18 protein-coding genes and 2 tRNA genes are annotated in these 17,086 nt (G+C 59.6%); 3 read left to right on the top strand and 17 right to left on the bottom strand.

The genetic code is table 11. From position 1 onward, the window contains the following. Positions 1-106 precede the first annotated feature (106 nt). The 6 genes from ACM6HV_RS12775 to ACM6HV_RS12750 all read right to left on the bottom strand — a co-directional run bounded on the left by ACM6HV_RS12775 (position 107) and on the right by ACM6HV_RS12750 (position 4,813). Positions 107-182 (bottom strand) — tRNA-Thr (locus tag ACM6HV_RS12775). Between the two features lie 419 nt (positions 183-601). After that, entirely contained in the window at positions 602-1,837 is a 1,236-nt protein-coding gene (locus ACM6HV_RS12770; protein ID WP_414904337.1) for a methyltransferase, read from the bottom strand. Continuing rightward, entirely contained in the window at positions 1,818-2,507 is a 690-nt protein-coding gene (locus ACM6HV_RS12765) for an ABC transporter permease (protein ID WP_003220713.1), read from the bottom strand. Before ACM6HV_RS12765 ends, ACM6HV_RS12770 begins: the two co-directional genes overlap by 20 nt. Continuing rightward, on the bottom strand, positions 2,504-3,199 hold the full coding sequence (locus ACM6HV_RS12760) for an ABC transporter permease (protein WP_007961693.1): 696 nt from the start codon (positions 3,197-3,199) through the stop codon (positions 2,504-2,506). The genes ACM6HV_RS12765 and ACM6HV_RS12760 overlap by 4 nt, the downstream gene beginning before the upstream one ends. A 77-nt stretch (positions 3,200-3,276) precedes the next feature. Further along, positions 3,277-4,026: an ABC transporter substrate-binding protein gene (locus ACM6HV_RS12755; protein WP_041071347.1), complete on the bottom strand. Its 750-nt coding sequence runs from the start codon at positions 4,024-4,026 to the stop codon at positions 3,277-3,279. 13 nt (positions 4,027-4,039) lie between these two features. Continuing rightward, a complete protein-coding gene (locus tag ACM6HV_RS12750; RefSeq protein ID WP_041071351.1) occupies positions 4,040-4,813 on the bottom strand; it encodes an ABC transporter ATP-binding protein in 774 nt (257 codons plus the stop codon). A gap of 552 nt (positions 4,814-5,365) precedes the next feature. Here ACM6HV_RS12750 and gabP point away from each other — a divergent pair. Beyond that, positions 5,366-6,757, top strand: a complete 1,392-nt coding sequence (gene gabP, locus ACM6HV_RS12745) for a GABA permease (protein WP_047290843.1) — start codon at positions 5,366-5,368, stop codon at positions 6,755-6,757. A 71-nt stretch (positions 6,758-6,828) separates the two neighbouring features. Here the strand turns inward: gabP and vapC are convergent, their stop codons facing one another. From vapC to ACM6HV_RS12720, 5 genes are all read right to left on the bottom strand, one after another. Continuing rightward, complete coding sequence (gene vapC, locus ACM6HV_RS12740; RefSeq protein WP_108181397.1) at positions 6,829-7,236, bottom strand: type II toxin-antitoxin system tRNA(fMet)-specific endonuclease VapC; 408 nt, start codon at positions 7,234-7,236, stop codon at positions 6,829-6,831. Next, positions 7,236-7,466 carry a type II toxin-antitoxin system VapB family antitoxin gene (gene vapB, locus ACM6HV_RS12735; protein ID WP_108181398.1) on the bottom strand — a complete coding sequence of 77 codons (231 nt, stop codon included), beginning with the start codon at positions 7,464-7,466 and terminating at the stop codon, positions 7,236-7,238. Before vapB ends, vapC begins: the two co-directional genes overlap by 1 nt. 164 nt (positions 7,467-7,630) lie before the next feature. Continuing rightward, entirely contained in the window at positions 7,631-8,083 is a 453-nt protein-coding gene (locus ACM6HV_RS12730; RefSeq protein ID WP_414904336.1) for a hypothetical protein, read from the bottom strand. Positions 8,084-8,089: 6 nt separating this feature from the next. After that, on the bottom strand, positions 8,090-8,503 hold the full coding sequence (locus ACM6HV_RS12725) for a hypothetical protein (RefSeq protein ID WP_041071360.1): 414 nt from the start codon (positions 8,501-8,503) through the stop codon (positions 8,090-8,092). Between the two features lie 28 nt (positions 8,504-8,531). Beyond that, positions 8,532-9,482 (bottom strand): alpha/beta fold hydrolase, encoded by a 951-nt coding sequence (locus tag ACM6HV_RS12720; RefSeq protein WP_414904335.1) that lies wholly within the window; start codon positions 9,480-9,482, stop codon positions 8,532-8,534. 243 nt (positions 9,483-9,725) lie between these two features. Here ACM6HV_RS12720 and ACM6HV_RS12715 point away from each other — a divergent pair, with 243 nt between their 5' ends. Further along, positions 9,726-10,175: a carboxypeptidase regulatory-like domain-containing protein gene (locus ACM6HV_RS12715; RefSeq protein WP_414904334.1), complete on the top strand. Its 450-nt coding sequence runs from the start codon at positions 9,726-9,728 to the stop codon at positions 10,173-10,175. Positions 10,176-10,225: 50 nt separating this feature from the next. Here ACM6HV_RS12715 and ACM6HV_RS12710 read toward each other — a convergent pair whose 3' ends face one another. The 6 genes from ACM6HV_RS12710 to ACM6HV_RS12685 all read right to left on the bottom strand — a co-directional run bounded on the left by ACM6HV_RS12710 (position 10,226) and on the right by ACM6HV_RS12685 (position 14,963). Beyond that, positions 10,226-10,576: a hypothetical protein gene (locus ACM6HV_RS12710; protein WP_414904333.1), complete on the bottom strand. Its 351-nt coding sequence runs from the start codon at positions 10,574-10,576 to the stop codon at positions 10,226-10,228. Between the two features lie 166 nt (positions 10,577-10,742). After that, a tRNA-Phe gene (locus ACM6HV_RS12705) sits at positions 10,743-10,818 on the bottom strand. Between the two features lie 103 nt (positions 10,819-10,921). Further along, on the bottom strand, positions 10,922-11,194 hold the full coding sequence (locus ACM6HV_RS12700) for an oxidative damage protection protein (protein ID WP_008024947.1): 273 nt from the start codon (positions 11,192-11,194) through the stop codon (positions 10,922-10,924). After that, a complete protein-coding gene (gene mutY, locus ACM6HV_RS12695; protein WP_145595879.1) occupies positions 11,191-12,258 on the bottom strand; it encodes an A/G-specific adenine glycosylase in 1,068 nt (355 codons plus the stop codon). The genes ACM6HV_RS12700 and mutY overlap by 4 nt, the downstream gene beginning before the upstream one ends. Then, positions 12,255-14,480: an AsmA family protein gene (locus tag ACM6HV_RS12690; protein WP_414904332.1), complete on the bottom strand. Its 2,226-nt coding sequence runs from the start codon at positions 14,478-14,480 to the stop codon at positions 12,255-12,257. The genes mutY and ACM6HV_RS12690 overlap by 4 nt, the downstream gene beginning before the upstream one ends. A gap of 78 nt (positions 14,481-14,558) precedes the next feature. After that, positions 14,559-14,963 (bottom strand): acetyl-CoA sensor PanZ family protein, encoded by a 405-nt coding sequence (locus ACM6HV_RS12685; protein WP_414904331.1) that lies wholly within the window; start codon positions 14,961-14,963, stop codon positions 14,559-14,561. A gap of 224 nt (positions 14,964-15,187) precedes the next feature. Here ACM6HV_RS12685 and ACM6HV_RS12680 point away from each other — a divergent pair, with 224 nt between their 5' ends. Further along, entirely contained in the window at positions 15,188-16,852 is a 1,665-nt protein-coding gene (locus ACM6HV_RS12680) for an OFA family MFS transporter (protein WP_414904330.1), read from the top strand. Positions 16,853-17,086: the final 234 nt, after the last annotated feature.

Here is a 17,086-nt window from a genome sequence, read left to right as displayed (position 1 = left end):
GGCCAGGATCTCTGCACCACACGGCTATATGCGGTGGTTATTACGTCGCTTGTTACGTCATCCCCATAAAAAAAGGGCCTGCATTGCTGCAAGCCCTTGTTTTGTATGGTGCCGGCACCAGGAATCGAACCCGGGACCTACTGATTACAAGTCAGTTGCTCTACCAACTGAGCTATACCGGCGTGTGGGCGACGATTATAGCGATTGGGTTGGTTCTGTAAACCCCTGAATTCAGACTATTTTTACGCAGGCGCTGGATCGGGCGCGGCATGGGCTGTGTCATTGGGTGTTAAGCCGCAAAATCGGGCTGTTCGACGTCAATCCACCAGGCGAGTGTTGGCAGGATTTCTGCGCTGTTCGAGCACCAATTTCACCCGTTTATGTCCTTTTGATTGGAAGCTTATGCACAACGGATCGGCGCTAAGGCGGCGTTGCAGGGTATTTTGTGGACACGTTCTCATTTTGTGTGCAAAGCCCTGTTTTACAGGTTTTTTATCAATATGAACAAAAAATGACCAATGCTGTTTTGGTCATGCAATGGCCGTGGATATTGGATCCACGGGAAAACCATCAACAGAGTTATCCACAGGTTGTGAAGGTTTCAGGCGCGCTCGGCCAGCAGCAGAAAATTACGCGGCGTCAGCGAGCTGTCGCAGAAGGTGCCGAGTCGTACGACGTACCCCTGCTCGGCGAGGAAAATGGCTCGATCAAGATTCAGCCAAAGCTCCAGCGGTCGTCGGAACAGTCCGCGCAGTAATTCCAGGTTGCGAACTTCGGCCAATCGCTGCCAACCGGCAGCTTCCAGTGCCTGCCAATCCGGCGTGCCGATTGTGGATAACTCTTTCAGCACTGCCAGGTCGCGGCAGTAATCGGCGAAAGGTTTGTCCAGCCAGGCACTGGGCAGGGACGGGGTGGGCAGGTATTCGTCTACTTCACGCACTTGCCGTTGCAGCAAATCGAAAGCCAGGCGCCGGGCCATGGAGGTGTCGCGCTGACGTCGGACTCTTGCACCGGCGGTGACAGTTTCGCTCATGGGCAGCGCCAGATCTTCGAGCGAGAGCTGTAGGGCGGATCGCAAACCCGCTGAGGACAATGCCTGGTATTCGCTGCGATTGATCCGGTTGTAACAGCACGGCGCGATAGCCATCTGCTGACATCCGGCAGCACTCGCCAGTTGCATCAGGCGCACATGCAGGTCGCCGCAGGCGTGCAGGGCGACCGGGGTGTGGTGAGCGCTCAACACGTTCGCCGCGTCTGCGGCCAGCACATCCTGCTCGACATGCAGGGCATGCAAATGATGACGCTGACTCAGGGCCTGACCGCTGGCGACCAACGCCGGATCGTATTCCACACAGGTCAGCTGTTGCCCGGCGCTCAACAGGCGCCGGCCCAAATGCCCTTTGCCGGAACACCAGTCCAGCCAATGCGTTGGCGGCGAGGCGAAAGACAAACGGCTGCCGAACGCTTCAATCTGCTGCCACTTGCGTCCCGGCACGTCGACATTCAATTGATGACCTGCAGTTTCCAGCGCATGTCCCGGCAACTCACCCACTGCGCTCAGCTCAGCCGATAACGCCGCCAAAGAGGCGAACGGCTCCGGGGCATCGACGAGATCGGCAGGATGGTTGTGCGCCCGCTCTGCATCTTCCAGTGACCGTCTGCGTAGCCAGGAAGACAATTGCGGGTAGGCCGTTTCCCACGGGAGAGAAAGATGAGTGAACGGACGAGGTTTCCACAGCGCCTGATGCGCTGTAAGAAAATCATCCAGCGCGGTGAAACGGGCGAGTAACTCCTCGCCCGTCAGCACGTGGGAAGTTTCAACGCCCTTGGCAGGCATCGACGCGCAGCCAGCGCTCCAGCAGCTTGAAGCCGCGCACCAGCACGTAGGACATCAGCAGATAGAACACGCCGGCGGCGAAGAAGATTTCCACCGGCAGGTAGGTGCGGGCGATGATCGTGCGGGCCATGCCGGTCAGTTCCAGCAGGGTCACGGTGCTCGCCAGTGCGCTGGCCTTGAGCATCAGGATCACTTCGTTGCTGTAGGCCGGCAGGCCGATGCGCGCTGCACGCGGCAGCATGATGTAGAACATCGCCTTGGGCTTGGACATGCCCAGTGCTCGCGCCGCTTCGATTTCGCCCGGCGGAATCGCCTGGATCGCGCCGCGCAGGATCTCGGCGATGTAGGCCGCCGTGTGCAGGGTCATGGTCGCGGTGGTACACCAGAACGGATCGCGCAGGTACGGCCACAGCGCGCTGCTGCGCACCGCATCGAACTGCGCCAGGCCGTAATAGACGAGGAACAGTTGCACCAGCAGCGGCGTGCCACGGAAAAAGAAGATGTAGGCGTAGGGCAAGGCGCGCACGTACCACAACTTCGACGAGCGGGCGATGCCCAGCGGAATCGCCAGCAGCAGGCCGGCAATCACGGCAATCGCCACCAGTTCGAGGGTCAAAGTCGCGCCCTGCGCCAGTTTCGGCAGCCACTTGATGATCACTTCCCAGTTCATGAAGCGCTCCTCGCAAAGCCGCGAGCGGCGCGTTTTTCCAGGAAGTGCATGCCGGTCATCGCCAGCACGGTGAGGCCGAGGTACATGACTGCGGCCACCAGATAGAAGGTGAACGGTTGTTTCGACACGGTCACGCCGATCTGTGCGTGACGCATGATTTCTTCCAGGCCGATTACCGAGACTAGCGCGGTGTCTTTCATCAGGATCATGAACAGGTTGCCCAGGCCCGGCAGGGCGATGCGCCACATCTGCGGCATGATCAACTTGGTGAAGATCCGCCATTTCGACAGGCCCAGCGCCACACCGGCTTCACGGTGGCCCTTGGGAATGGCGAGGATCGCGCCGCGGAACACTTCGGTGGCGTAGGCGCCGAAGCACAGACCCAGCGCGATTACGCCGGCGGCGAAGGCGCTGAGTTGCAGGTCGGGGTTACCGAAAAACTCACCGAGGCTGCGCATCAGGTTGACCGTACCGAAGTAGATCAACAGCACCCAGAGCAATTCCGGGACGCCACGCACCAGGGTCGAATAAGTGCCGCCAAGCCACTGCAGCGGCTTGTACGGGGAAGTCTTGGCCAAGGCGCCGAGCAGACCGAGCACCAGTCCCAGGCACAGGGCCGTCAGCGCCAGTTTGACGGTCATCAGCGCACCGGCGGCGAGGGCCGGGCCGAATCCGTAGAGGTCGATAATCATGGATTTCTTTTCAAATCGCGGCAGGCAAGGCCGGGAGCCGGCGCCGTCGGTGGATGGCGCTGGTCCCGCAGGTCAGATCAATAGATGCTGAACGGGAAATACTTGTCGTTGATCTTCTTGTAGGTACCGTCGGCGACGATTTCCTTCAGTGCGGCGTTCAGCTTCTCGCGCAGCGGGTCACCTTTGCGCACGGCGATGCCGATTTTGTCGCTTTCCACGACCGGGTCGCCTTTGAACTCGTAGGCCTTGCCTGCATCGGTTTTCAGCCAGTCGTAGTTGGCGTACTTGTCGGCGAGGATGGCGTCGACACGACCGGAGGTCAGGTCCAGGTAGGCGTTTTCCTGGGTGTCGTAGAGTTTGACTTCAATATCGCTACCGTAAGTGTCCTCAAGCCAGGTGCCCGCGAGGGTGGCGCGCTGGGTACCGATGATCTTGCCTTTGAGCGAGTCCTTGTCGGTTTTGAACTCTTTATCTTTCGGTGCGATGAACTGCAGCTTGTTCGAGTAGTACGGGTCGGTGAAGTCCACCGCGCCCTTGCGTTCTTCGGTGATCGACAGCGAGGACACCAGGAAGTCGAACTTCTTGGCGTTCAGCGCAGGGATGATGCCGTCCCAGTCGGAGGTGACCACCGAGCACTCGACTTTCATCTTGGCGCACAGGGCGTCGCCGATGTCTTTGTCGAAGCCGACCACGTTGCCGCTGGCGTCTTTGTTGTTGAACGGCGGGTACGCCGCTTCGATGCCCATCTTCAGGGTCTCGGCCATGGCTCCGGCGCTGAACGCGAGGGTGACGGCGGCGGCCAGGAAGACCTTTTTAAAATTCTGCATGCATGTTGCTCCGTTAGCGGTTGCTGGACATGAATTGTTTGCAGCGCGCCGAAAGCGGGTTTTCGAACACCTGCTGAGGCGATCCTTGCTCTTCCACCAGCCCCTGGTGGAGGAACACCACTTCGCTGGAGACCTGACGGGCAAAGCCCATTTCGTGGGTCACCAACAGCATGGTGCGGCCTTCTTCGGCCAGTGCGCGGATGACACTAAGTACTTCCTGAACCATTTCCGGGTCAAGCGCGGAGGTGGGCTCGTCGAACAGAATCACCTTCGGCTGCATCGCCAGCGTGCGGGCAATCGCCGCGCGTTGTTGCTGACCACCGGACAATTGCGACGGGTAGGCGTGGCGCTTGTCGGCGATGCCGACCTTGGCCAGCAGCGCTTCGGCGACCTCGATCGCCTCGGCCTTGCTCTGGCCGAGCACGCGGCGCGGGGCTTCGATGATGTTGTCGAGCACGCTCATGTGTGGCCACAGATTAAAGTTTTGAAATACAAAACCAATCTCGGAACGCAGGCGGTTGATCTGTTTGCCATCAGCAGCAACCAGTTCGCCGTTCTTGGCGGGCTTGAGCTTGAGTTCTTCACCGGCCACCAGAATCTGACCCTGGTGCGGGTTTTCCAACAGGTTGATGCAACGCAGGAACGTGGACTTGCCGGAACCGGAGGAACCGAGGATCGAGATCACATCGCCGTCGCGGGCGGTCAGCGAGATGCCTTTGAGCACCTCAAGCTGTCCGTAGCGTTTGTGCAAGTTGCGGATTTCAAGCGCGGGCGTGGCCTCAGCCATGTGCGTTCCTCATATATGTTGCGCTCCTGCTGTTGGCGGGCCTTCCTGGCGAGGCGGCCAAGCTAGCATAGCGTTTCAATGGCAGCCAACAGCGCTACGGGCGGTAAGCGGATGGCGTGTGGCGGGTTGTCGCATCGGCACAGCAGACTGTCGCCCCATCAACAACCGAACGGGTGTTTGAACGTGCAAACCCGTGGGTGTTGCGTAAAAAAAGGCGCGATGTTGCCAGCTTTGGCGGGGTGTTGGAAGCGCTATCCGGCCGAACGTTCCTGATTCGCCCTTTTATTGTGCATCCCACACTTTTTCAGTGTGTTTCTGGTGCGCCTGTTCGCTTGAAAAGTGAGTCGCACAGTAACGCTCTGGCGAATTGCCATTAATTTTAAGGACTTGCGATGACTGTCCGGTCGCGTTCAAAGCCGCGGGCCAGAAGAGTTTGAAACATTTTGGCGCATTTATTGCGTGCAGAATCTGGAACGCCCTGTTGGTTTCTTTTTACGAAAAGGAAAATCAGGCAGGTCGGACGCAATCGCTTTCCTCGCAAAGGTAGTTCCGATGAGCAGTACCCCAAGCTCCAATGGCCTCGAACAGGGGCTCAAACCGCGTCATGTGACCATGTTGTCGATCGCCGGTGTGATCGGCGCCGGTCTGTTCGTTGGCTCCGGCCACGCCATCGCTGCCGCCGGCCCTGCCGTGCTGCTGGCCTACGCCGCCGCCGGTACCCTGGTGGTGCTGGTGATGCGCATGCTCGGTGAAATGGCTGTCGCTTCGCCCGACACCGGCTCGTTCTCGACGTACGCCGACCGTGCCATCGGGCACTGGGCCGGTTTCACCATCGGCTGGTTGTACTGGTGGTTCTGGGTATTGGTGATTCCACTGGAAGCCAACGCCGCCGCGACCATCCTGCATGCCTGGTTCCCGAGCGTGGAGATCTGGGCCTTCGCCTTGGTCATCACCATGTTGCTTACGGTGACCAACCTGTTCAGCGTGAAAAACTACGGTGAATTCGAATTCTGGTTTGCCCTGATCAAAGTCCTGGCGATCATCGGCTTCATCATCCTCGGCCTCGCGGCGATCTTCGGCTTCCTGCCGAACAGTCAGGTCAGCGGCGTTTCGCACTTGTTCGACTCCGGCGGCTTCCTGCCAAACGGCATGGGTGCGGTACTGGGTGCGATCCTGACCACCATGTTCTCGTTCATGGGTACCGAAATCGTGACCATCGCGGCTGCGGAATCGAAGAACCCGGGCAAGCAGATTTCCAAGGCCACCAACTCGGTGATCTGGCGGATCGGCCTGTTCTACCTCGTCTCGATCTTCATCGTTGTGGCCCTGGTGCCGTGGAACGATCCTACGCTGGCCAACCTCGGTTCCTACCAGACCGTGCTTGAGCGCATGGGCATTCCGAACGCGAAAATGATCGTCGACATCGTGGTTCTGGTCGCGGTCACCAGTTGCCTGAACTCGGCGCTGTATACCTCGTCGCGCATGCTGTTCTCCCTCGGCAAGCGCGGCGATGCACCGGCGATGTCGACTCGGGTCAACAAAAGCGGCACGCCTTACTGGGCGGTGATGCTGTCGACCGGCGCGGCGTTCCTCTGCACCTTCGCCAACTACGTGGCCCCGGCTGCCGTGTTCGAATTCCTGCTGGCCAGCTCCGGCGCCATCGCATTGCTGGTGTACCTGGTGATCGCGTTCTCGCAACTGCGCATGCGGAAACAACGCATGGCCCGCGGCGAGAAAATCGTCTTCAGCATGTGGCTGTTCCCGGGCCTGACCTACGCGGTGATCATCTTCATCGTCGCGGCCCTGACCATCATGCTGTTCCAGGAAGCCCACCGCGTGGAAATCCTCGCAACCGGCCTGCTGAGCCTCATGGTCGTTGCCGCCGGCCTGCTGGTGGCACGCCGCCGCAAGCTGGAAAAGCGTGGTGCGGTGGTGTTGAACTGATCCGTAACGCGTAATGCAAAACGGCCGCTGTCAGTGATGACGAGCGGCCGTTTTTGCTTGGGAGCGGTGCATTAGCCTGGGTGCACCCAATCTTCAATGCGTAATCCGGAAACACGTTCGAATTCCCGTACATTGTTCGTCACCACGATAAGGCCTTGTGAGCGTGCATGACCGGCGATCATTTGGTCGTAGGGGCCAATAGGTGTTCCTGCTCTAGCCAGTTCAGATCGAATCATTCCGGCCTGTGCTGCTGCGTCATTGTCAAAAGCCAAGACTTCCAGTCGAGCAACGAATCCCTCGACAACCGAAAGATTCTTTTCAGGGGCTGCCGATTTTTCAGCGCCGTAGATAAGCTCCATGAGCGTGATAGCGCTGATGCACAACTGTCCGGAATGTCGGTTGAACGATTCTCGGACAATTTGTGGTTTGTTCTTGATGGTGAAAATGCAGATGTTGGTATCCAGCATGTACTTGATCATCAGAACGACTCACGCTCCTGATCGTCTGGTTGCTCTCGTTCAGCCATGAAATCAGCTGAAACGTTTTCTCCATCGAACCAACTATCCCAGCTTTCTCCGGCAGGTGTGATGACGCGTGTTCTGCCGATGGCGATCACTTCAACTCGTTTGACATCGCCGGGCATTGCGACTGCCTTTGGCAGTCGAACAGCCTGGCTTCTATTGCTCATGAAAATTGTCGTTTGTTCCATATTCGGCCTCCAAGGTCTGCGCCTGCAATGAAGCAAGAATAGGTTGCGAATGGGATATGTCAACGGGATATACACCATTCTCGGATGGAGGGCTTTTGAATCGCTCAAACAAAAACGGCCGCTGTCAGTGATGACGAGCGGCCGTTTTTGTTTGTGCGCGAGGTTTATTCGCTCTTGTCTTCCTGCGCTTCAACCGACTTGCCGTAAGTATCCAGCGCAATCCCGAAATCGGTGATGAACTGTGGCTCGGTCAGCCAGGCCTGGGCGGTTTCGATGTCCATGCCGTCGGCCCGCATGCGGTAGTCGATCAGCATGTCGGCGGCCAGGTGAGTGGCGGCCATGCCTTCGTTCTCGGCGTTTTCCATGTCCAGCAGCTCTGGATGGTCAACGATGATGAACGCCAGTTCGCGCAGCAGGGTCAGCAGCATTTCGTTGCGACTGACGGCTTCGGCGTCGCGCATTTTGCTGAACATCGCCAGGGTGTATTCCGGGATCGGCTCGTCCAGATGCCCGAGGTTGTCGTCCTGGTCCAGCGGCTTACGGCCGACCATGCGGATGTGCTTGGCTTTGGCCTTGGCGCGTTTGGCGCGTTTCTGTTGCTTGTTCAGGGATGCCATGGGAACTCAGTTCTTCTGTTGGGTGTGTGCGGCGATCGCGTCGGAGGCCGCCACATAGTCGGCCTGGAAGGCCGGGGATTCGATCCACGCCAGGGCACCGGCTTCGTCGGTTTCTTGCGACCACTGGCGATACTCGATCAGCGCGGCGAGGATGAAATCCATTGCGCCTTCTTCGCCTTCCTGCTCGTAGACCAGTTCCAGCAGCGGGTCTTCGAGGAATGCGCTGCACATGGCTTGCTGGCTGATCTTCTCGGCGTCGATCATTTTCTTGAACAGCTCGGTCAGGTCCACCGACTCGAAGTCGATACGGTCATCGTTCGGGTCCAGTTCGAGCGGCGCCTCGGCGCGTTTGGTGCGGTTCTGCTTGGCCTTGGTTTTGGCCCGGGCGGCGCGTTTTTGCTGCTTGTTGGCGGAGGCCATGGTGTGTTCCGTCGTGCGTGGGAAGGGCTCAGCTGCGCGGCACTGTCCGCCCGGGTGTGTCGGGGGGCAGTTCGCCGGTTTGCAGCCAGGTCAGAGCGATGGGCCATAGTGTGGCTTGGTATGCGCTGCGAAAAAAGGCGAAATGTCCGACTTGTTGTTCGCCGATGTCCTGCGGCTCGATGCGCAAGTGGGTTTTGTGCGCATGGCTGAAGTAGTCGAGCAGGCGTTCGATGGCGGGAACGGTGCCGTACGGGTCGTCGCTGATGCTGATCGCCAGGATGTGCGCGCGGACATTGGCGAAGGGCAAGCGACCGCTTGCCTTAAGCAGTCGGCGGCCGCTCGGACGCTGCTCGTAGCGCGCGGTAGGCGTGCTCCAGTCGCGTACGACGCCTGCTGGCGTGTCCTCCAGCCAACCGAGGCGTTTGCCCGGAAAATAGCCGCAGAGCCGCGTCAGCAGCGGCATCAGCAAATGCCATTTACCAAACATGCGCCAGCGCTGTGCCGGCGCATAGTCGCGCCAGTAAGCGAACTGCGCGCCGACCGTCACCAGCCGACGAATGACCTGCCCGGACTCGCCAAGTCCCGCCGCGCAACCGCCGAAGCTATGGCCGACCACATCGATTGGCTGGCCGGGAAATTCCCGTTGCGCGCGCTTGAGCATCGCCTCGAAATCCAGCGCGCCCCAGTCGGTCCATGAAGCCTCAAGGCCTCTTAGCGTCGCCGGACGCGATTCGCCGATGCCTCGGTAGTCGTAGGTGATCACGTCGAAGCCGTTGTCGAACAGGTAGCCGGCGAAGCGCGAGTAATGTCGGCAGCGTACCGAGGTGGCGGCGTTGATGATGACTACCGGGCGTTGCGCACCGGGCAGGGCGTGACGCCAGGTGAAGCCGCCGAGCATAAAGCCATCTGCGGCAGCTTCTTTGAAAGGTTCGCTCACGGTTGCTGTGTCGGGCGTAAACGCGGGACTGCGTGAATTCATATGGACCTGTCCTTGGCGAAGACGGATCGAGAATGAGCTTCAACGCCGGCCTGCGCAATCACTCGGAACGCAGTGCGCTCCGGATTGAAGGTTAGCGACTCTGTAAATTCGAGCCGCAGTGCGTCTCGAATTAGTCCCTTTCGCACCCTGGCCAAGTGCCAATCATTCTAAAACACGTGCTTCCTTGGCCGGATCAAATAAGGAGTAACGGTTGGGCTCTACAAGAGCCCGGGAGTTGTCATCATGAAACGCGTTCTTTCATTCCTGCTGCCCATCGCGGCGGTGGCTGCATTGGCTTTTCCGGCGATGTTGCAGGCGGCTAACCTGGACCCGATCGACAGTGCCGGCGTGCAAGTCCAGCAACAACAGCAAAACGGCATCAACTACCTGTCTGGCGGGATTGGCCTGGACGAGTCAAAAGCCATTCAGCAAACACCTGGCTACAACCTGCACATGACGTTCGCGGTGGGCGCGCAAGACCAGTACACCGCTGATGTCGATGTGACGATTCAAAAGTCACCGGGGCAAACCGTGCTGACCCTCACCCAAACGGGGCCGCTGGTGTACGTGCAACTGCCACCCGGTAAGTACACCGTGGTCGCCACGCGCAATGGCGAAACACGGCGTGACGTGACAGACGTTGGCAGCGGCACTGCGCGCAATCTGGTGTTCCATTGGAATGACGCTGGATAACGTTGGGTGTAATTGAACGTCGAGGCGCGGGTAAAATCCCGCGCCTTCCTTTACGCCCGCTTGCGCTTGGCCTTCTGCTTGTCACCGGGCTCGCGCGCCATTCGGTGAATCCACAATCCAATCCAGCCGACGGCTATCAGGAACAGAGTGCCGACGCACTGCGACACGATCTCGAACCAGAACATTCGGGGTTGCTGCGCCAGGGTGTAGGTATGGCGTGGGCCGGATCGGTTCCAGGTGGTGATGGAGCCGCTGAGCAAGCTGTGGATGATCAGATAAGTCGACGCGGCGATGAGGAAGGCGATCAGTATGCCGACCAGTATCATCAGCCAGAATGCAATCCGGCTCTGGCGATAGGCTGGCGGATGGGGCAGGGGCACGCGGGTTCTTTTCTGGTTCATCGAGCGGATGACCCTCTTCCATAAGGTGCGGCCAAAGTAGCGCGGATCGCCTTTGTTCGAAACCCGTCGCGCATTTGCGCAGCCCAGAAAAAAGGCTGGAGTGAGCCGCCATCAAATCGCAGGCATAAAAAAACCCTGAATCTTGCGATTCAGGGTTTTCGGTATTTGGTGCCCAGAGACGGAATCGAACCGCCGACACGGGGATTTTCAATCCCCTGCTCTACCGACTGAGCTATCTGGGCAACGGGGCGCATTAAAAGGGTTTTTCGGATTTACGTCAACGACTTTTTTAAAATTTCTTAAATTAATTCCGTCGCTTACGATCCGACCCCCGATTTTGCAGGTTTACTCTGCAGGCGGAACGTAGCCTTCGGCCTTGGCGTATTCCTCGCCGGAGAAGTACTTGTCCATTTCGCCCTGAAGATATTTGCGGTCTTCGGCATTCATCATGTTCAGGCGCTTTTCGTTGATCAGCAGGGTCTGGTGTTTCTGCCAGTCAGCCCAGGCCTTGGCCGAGACGTGGTCAAAAATGTCCTGACCTTTGGCGCCCGGGAAAGGAGCGCGTTCCAGCGCGGGCAATTCTTCTTTGTACTTGCGGCACATGATGGTGCGGGTCATGACGACTCTCCTGCGTTCAATACGGCAGCCGCGCGCTCGAGCAAGGTTTTGACCGGGGCAGCAAGGCCCAGGCGCGGCGGGGTGGCGAGGTTATACCAGAGCCAGTCGGCCTCGGCCACGTGATGGGTGGCCTCCTGTACCTGAACCAGCCACGGTTCGATGGACAGCTGGAAATGACTGAAGGTGTGAACGAGGCTTGGCAGTGCCTGCTGCTCGCCCATGGTCAGCGAATGTTGATCGGCCAGATGTTGCAGGTCGTCGAGATCGTCGAGTTCCGGCAAGCTCCACAAACCGCCCCACAGACCGCTGGAGGGACGGCGATAAAGCAGAATCGCGCCGTCGTCATTGGCGAGCATCGGCATCAGTGTGCGTTTTTGCGGTATCGCTTTGCGCGGTTTGGGGATCGGGTAGCGCGTTTCCAGGCCGAGCATGTGCGCCTCGCAGCCCTTTTCCAGTGGACACAGCAGGCAGCTCGGTTTGCTTCGGGTGCACAGCGTGGCGCCGAGATCCATCATCGCCTGGGTGTAGGCGTTGACTCGATCATGCGGCGTGAAACGCTCTGCGTTGGCCCACAGCTGTTTGGCAACCTTCGGTTCACCCGGGTAACCCTCTTGCGCAGTAAAACGCGCCAGGACGCGTTTGACGTTGCCATCGAGGATCGGCGCGCGCAGGCCCATGCTGATGCTGGCGATGGCCCCGGCGGTGGACAGGCCGATGCCCGGCAAGTCGGTGAGCTTTTCAACGTCCCGCGGAAACTCGCCGCCGTACTGGCTGACGACGATCTTCGCGGTCTTCTGCAAATTGCGCGCACGGGTGTAGTAACCCAGCCCTGTCCACAGGTGCAGCACTTCGTCCTCCGGCGCCTCGGCCAGCGCTTGCACCGTTGGCAGCGCGGTCATGAAGCGGTCGAAGTAATTGAGCACGGTGCTGACCTGGGTCTGCTGCAACATGATCTCCGAGACCCACACCCGATACGGATTGATGTCCTGCTGCCAAGGCAAATCGTGGCGGCCGTGGCGGTCGAACCATTCCAGCACCGCCGTGGAAAACTGCTCCGCTCTCATCGCTTGAACAGCCCTTTCAATGCGTTTTTCAATTCCGGGCTGACCTTGTCGCCGAGTTTTTCATCGATCTTCTCGCTGAGTTTGTCTCCGGCCATTTTGGTCGCGACCTGGCCGAGGCGTTCGTTATCCACGCGGCAGGCCTTGGCGCCCAGCTCCAGCGGACCACGGCAGCGCAGCGGCCACTCGATGCCGACAAACTTCTCGCCGACCTGACAGGCCGGGTCCGGCATCGCGCTGGTGTCGCCTTCGATGATGATGCCGACGCGGTAATCCATGCCCAGCACCCGCAAGTCGATGTCGCCATCGCCGTTGACGGTCATGCCGGGGATGCGCACTTTCAGGTCCGGGTTGCTGGCGATACCGTTGCGGAAGGTCAGGTTGCCCTTGAGTTCCTGGAACGGCGTGTCCTTGCCCCGTGGCTCGCCGCTGAGGGTTTTGCGGTTAAGCGTGGCGATGCCTTTGCACAGTTGCTGTTCAAGGTTGGCGTTGAGCAGTACGCCGTTGTTGATCACGAAACTGGCGTTGCCATTGAGGGTTTCGATCAGCGCCTGCTGGCTGTTGCCGCTGCCGGTGAGACTGCTGGTCAGTGTGACCAGGCCTTTGACTGGCGGGTTCTTGCCCTGGCTTTCGAGGATTTTCTCCACCGGCACGCGGTTGATCCGGGTTTGCAGATTCAACACTGGCGCGCTCGGGCGCACATCGAGGGTGCCCTTGGCTTCGAAGTCGCCGTTGTACAGCCCGCCGCGCAGGTTTTCCAGAGTCAGCAAGCCGCCCTGGCCGGTGGCTTTGAGCGCGGCGTTCTGGATCGGCAGTTTATCGAGGGTCAGTTGGCCGAAGCTCAGATCGGCATCAACGTCGAGTTTGGCCAGGCGCTCGACTGGCAACAGGCGCTCAGTGCTCCAGGCGCTTTTACTCGGCTTGTCCGGCAGCGGTGTGCTGCCGGCACCGGCCATGGCATCGGCTTCGGTGCTGGCGACTTCGGCCTGACGCACTTGCGTGGCGTTTTTGGCTTTTTCCGATTTCGGCGGCAGGTAGCGGTCGACGTCGAATGTGTCAGCCTTGAGGATCGCCCGCAGCGACTGCTTGGCGAAGTCCTCAACGGCAATGCGTCCGCTGAAGCTGCTGTCGTCGAGTTTCAGGTTGATATTGTCGAAGGCAACGCTGCTGGGCGTGGCGGCCACGCGGCTGACCAGCTCGACCTTGCTCAGGCTGCCGGGCGCCATCGCTGGCAGTGTCTGGCCGATGCTGTCGACAAATTTCGCCAGATCGAACTGGGCGATGGAGATGCCGCCAGTGATCTGCGGAGTCTTGTCGAGGTCGTTGGCTTTCAGCTCACCCAAGGCGCGCAACTGGTTGGCAGATATCTTGATCCCGGTCCATTCGGCGACGTTCGCTGCCTTGTCCAGCAAGATCTGCCCTTGGGCGGAGAAGGTCATGGCCTTGCCCTGCAGTGGATCGCCAGTCAGCTCGCCGGACAACTTCATGTCTTCGAACTTGTAGCGTTGCAATGCACGCTCGATGCGCAGCTCGCCATTGAGTTCGGTACGCACGCGCAGCACAGGCTGATTGGTGCTGAGGAACGCCGTGGCTTTCAGCGGAATGTTGGTCGAGTCGTGTACCGCACCGGTGCTCAGCTGGATGCTTTCGGCGCTGTACTGTTTGCCGGTCTGCTCGTCGGTGTATTCAACCCGGGCGTTGTTGACGGTCAGGCTGTCGATGTCGAGGCGGATCGGCTGCGGCGGTTTTTCCGGCTGGGCGGTGGCCTCTGCGACAGGCGGGCTGGCTGGCGCAGGGCTGCCGGCAGGCACGGCAGGAGGCGGCAGCTTGCCGATGTCTTCCCAGTTGCCGTGGCCGGACTTGTCGCGTTTGAGGCGCAGGTTCAGGCCTTCGACACGCACGTCGCTCATCTGCACTTCGCGGCGCAGCAATGGCAGTACGCGCACGGACAGGCCGAGCATCTGCAGATCGGCATACGGCTCGGTCGGATTGATCAGGGTGGCGATGCTGGCTTCATGCAGTTCCAGGCCAAGCCACGGAAACAGGCTCCAGCCGATATCGCCATTGAGCGTCAGCTCGATGTGGGCCTTGTCGCGGGCTATCTGGCGAATCTCGTCTTTGTAGTCGTTGGGATCAAACAGGTGGGTCAGGGCGAAGCCCGCCGCCACAATGATCAGCAACAGCCCGAGAAGTACCAGACCCAGGATTTTGCCGAACGCTTTCATGGGCGAGTCCTTGTAGTTAGTCGAATTCGTAATTTAGCCGGGGAGTATAGCGCTGGATCCGCCCGGTTCGGGGCGTAGTCATGTCGCAAGGACGTCCAGCGGCACTTGCAATTTGATGGCCAGCGCCTGGATTTCAAGGTGCCCGGCCGGTGCCAGCAGGTGCAGTTGTGCACCCGCTTGCGACGCCATTTTCTGCGCTTGGTTCACCAGTCGCTCGGCCACCCCACGGCGCCGGGTGACTTTTCGTACACACAAATGTGACAAATACCAAACCCGGTCGTGCCTTGTCAGGCGTGCTGCACCGAGCAGGCGATCGTTGAAACGTCCTGCAATCAAAGAGCTGTCAGCCAGGCTGTTTTCGATCAGTTGAGCGTCCCCGGAATACGGTGCGAACAGCCATTGCGGGGCGTCACGATAGATTTTCTGCAGATCCTGTTGATCCTGGTAACTGGCATCGTGCAGCGCTTGGACAACGATCGGCATGGCTTTTTCCTGTGGGGGACGAGATCAGATGACGTGAAAAAGGTGATATCAGTTTGGTTTTTCTGTCACGCGCAAATGGTAACCTTCGCCGGTTCGCCCGTCCTTCTGCGACTTAACGTCGCGCCTTCAAGGAGCTTCACCCGAAAAAACGGTCATGCCTGCGTGCATAAAGGCCGAGGGTGAGCAGTGGCTGGCGAACCATACTAATAATTGGGGGATACACAATGAGCACGAGCATCACGGCGGACGGCCTTCGCGCCGACCAGCCTGCGTTCCTGTCCAAGGAACGCATTATCGCCAAGCCCGGTTTCAATCGTTGGCTGGTTCCACCGGCCGCTTTGGCCATTCACCTGTGCATCGGCATGGCCTATGGCTTCTCGGTGTTCTGGTTGCCGTTGTCCAAGGCGCTGGGCATCACCGCGCCAGTGGCTTGCGCGCCGGACATGAGCTTCATCGCTCAGATCTTCTCTTCGCAATGCGACTGGCCGATCTCTATGCTCGGCTGGATCTACACCCTGTTCTTCATCTTCCTCGGCTGCTCGGCCGCGATCTGGGGTGGCTGGCTGGAACACGCCGGGCCTCGCAAGGCTGGCGTTGTGTCGGCATTGTGCTGGTGCGGCGGTCTGCTGATCTCGGCACTGGGGATTTATACCCACCAGATCTGGCTGATGTGGATCGGCTCCGGCGTGATCGGCGGTATCGGTCTGGGCCTGGGCTATATCTCGCCGGTATCGACCCTGATCAAGTGGTTCCCGGACAAGCGCGGCATGGCGACCGGCATGGCGATCATGGGTTTCGGCGGCGGTGCGATGGTCGGTGCACCGTTGGCGACTGCGCTGATGAGCCACTTCGCTTCGCCTGCCGGAGTCGGCGTCTGGCAGAGCTTCGTGGCCATGGCCGCGATCTACTTCGTGTTCATGATCGGTGGCGCGCTGGCCTACCGCGTGCCGCCAACCGGGTGGAAGCCTGAAGGCTGGACCGCTCCGGCGAAAAAAGCCTCGAACTCGATGATCACTCACCGTCACGTCCACGTGAATGTGGCGTGGAAAACCCCGCAGTTCCGTCTGGTGTGGCTGGTGCTGTGCCTGAACGTATCGGCCGGTATCGGCATCCTCGGCATGGCTTCGCCACTTCTGCAGGAAGTGTTCGGCGGCAAGCTGCTGGGCGTTGACGTGCCGTTTGGTCAACTGGACGCCGGGCAACTGGCTTCGATCGCCGCGATTGCCGCCGGCTTCACCGGTCTGCTGAGCCTGTTCAACATCGGTGGCCGTTTCTTCTGGGCCTCGTTCTCGGACTACCTGGGTCGCAAAAACACTTACTTCGTGTTCTTCGCCCTCGGTTTTGCCCTGTACGCGTTGATCCCGAACATGGGCCATCTGGGCAACGTTGCACTGTTCGTGGCGGCGTTCTGCATCATCCTGTCGATGTACGGCGGTGGTTTTGCGACCGTTCCGGCGTATCTGGCCGACCTGTTCGGTACGCAAATGGTCGGCGCGATCCACGGTCGCCTGCTGACTGCCTGGGCTGCGGCTGGCGTGCTCGGTCCGGTGTTGGTGAACTACCTGCGTGAGTATCAGTTGAGCATCGGCGTTGAACGCGCGGCGGCTTACGACATCACCCTGTACATCCTCGCCGGTCTGCTGGTGCTGGGCTTCCTGTGCAACCTGATGGTGCGTCCGGTAGCTGACAAGTACTTCATGACCGACGCCGAACTCGCCGCCGAACAGGCGCTGGGCCACGACAAAGGTGCTGATGCAAGTACTGTGCTGGAGTGGAAAGCCGCGCCGGGCAGCAAGCCGCTGGCAATCGCCGCGTGGCTGGTGGTGGGCATTCCGTTGGCGTGGGGTGTGTGGGTGACCCTGCAGAAGACGGCGGTACTGTTTCACTAAGTAATGGGTAAAACGCAGTACCCCTGTGGGAGCGAGCCTGCTCGCGAAGACGGACTGTCAGTTGCCATAAGTGTTGGCTGACTCACCGCATTCGCGAGCAGGCTCGCTCCCACATTTGTTTTCGGGGTGCCTGTAATGGCTTGTATGGACATGTCTACCCGCGACAGCCGGGGCTTCTGTCCGTCAGGCATATCACGTCGCGTGTTTCTGTTTCGGCCCCGCGTGCCTATAATG

Source organism: Pseudomonas sp. IT-P260 (genome assembly GCF_949768395.1).
Classification (GTDB): Bacteria; Pseudomonadota; Gammaproteobacteria; order Pseudomonadales; family Pseudomonadaceae; genus Aquipseudomonas; species Aquipseudomonas parakoreensis.
The sequence above is the reverse complement of the archived record's forward strand: the minus strand, read 5'-3'. Positions and strand labels throughout refer to the sequence as shown.

What these genes read in the sequence shown, in the direction of transcription:
- vapC (WP_108181397.1), bottom strand. Translation starts at nt 7,236, where the DNA reads ATGATCAAGTACATGCTGGATACCAACATCTGCATTTTCACCATCAAG.
- ACM6HV_RS12755 (WP_041071347.1), bottom strand. Translation starts at nt 4,026, where the DNA reads ATGCAGAATTTTAAAAAGGTCTTCCTGGCCGCCGCCGTCACCCTCGCG.
- vapB (WP_108181398.1), bottom strand. Translation starts at nt 7,466, where the DNA reads ATGGAACAAACGACAATTTTCATGAGCAATAGAAGCCAGGCTGTTCGA.
- ACM6HV_RS12685 (WP_414904331.1), bottom strand. Translation starts at nt 14,963, where the DNA reads ATGCCGATCGTTGTCCAAGCGCTGCACGATGCCAGTTACCAGGATCAA.
- ACM6HV_RS12770 (WP_414904337.1), bottom strand. Translation starts at nt 1,837, where the DNA reads ATGCCTGCCAAGGGCGTTGAAACTTCCCACGTGCTGACGGGCGAGGAG.
- ACM6HV_RS12715 (WP_414904334.1), top strand. Translation starts at nt 9,726, where the DNA reads ATGAAACGCGTTCTTTCATTCCTGCTGCCCATCGCGGCGGTGGCTGCA.
- ACM6HV_RS12750 (WP_041071351.1), bottom strand. Translation starts at nt 4,813, where the DNA reads ATGGCTGAGGCCACGCCCGCGCTTGAAATCCGCAACTTGCACAAACGC.
- gabP (WP_047290843.1), top strand. Translation starts at nt 5,366, where the DNA reads ATGAGCAGTACCCCAAGCTCCAATGGCCTCGAACAGGGGCTCAAACCG.
- ACM6HV_RS12690 (WP_414904332.1), bottom strand. Translation starts at nt 14,480, where the DNA reads ATGAAAGCGTTCGGCAAAATCCTGGGTCTGGTACTTCTCGGGCTGTTG.
- ACM6HV_RS12760 (WP_007961693.1), bottom strand. Translation starts at nt 3,199, where the DNA reads ATGATTATCGACCTCTACGGATTCGGCCCGGCCCTCGCCGCCGGTGCG.
- ACM6HV_RS12710 (WP_414904333.1), bottom strand. Translation starts at nt 10,576, where the DNA reads ATGAACCAGAAAAGAACCCGCGTGCCCCTGCCCCATCCGCCAGCCTAT.
- ACM6HV_RS12700 (WP_008024947.1), bottom strand. Translation starts at nt 11,194, where the DNA reads ATGACCCGCACCATCATGTGCCGCAAGTACAAAGAAGAATTGCCCGCG.
- ACM6HV_RS12765 (WP_003220713.1), bottom strand. Translation starts at nt 2,507, where the DNA reads ATGAACTGGGAAGTGATCATCAAGTGGCTGCCGAAACTGGCGCAGGGC.
- ACM6HV_RS12680 (WP_414904330.1), top strand. Translation starts at nt 15,188, where the DNA reads ATGAGCACGAGCATCACGGCGGACGGCCTTCGCGCCGACCAGCCTGCG.
- ACM6HV_RS12720 (WP_414904335.1), bottom strand. Translation starts at nt 9,482, where the DNA reads ATGAATTCACGCAGTCCCGCGTTTACGCCCGACACAGCAACCGTGAGC.
- ACM6HV_RS12730 (WP_414904336.1), bottom strand. Translation starts at nt 8,083, where the DNA reads ATGGCATCCCTGAACAAGCAACAGAAACGCGCCAAACGCGCCAAGGCC.
- mutY (WP_145595879.1), bottom strand. Translation starts at nt 12,258, where the DNA reads ATGAGAGCGGAGCAGTTTTCCACGGCGGTGCTGGAATGGTTCGACCGC.
- ACM6HV_RS12725 (WP_041071360.1), bottom strand. Translation starts at nt 8,503, where the DNA reads ATGGCCTCCGCCAACAAGCAGCAAAAACGCGCCGCCCGGGCCAAAACC.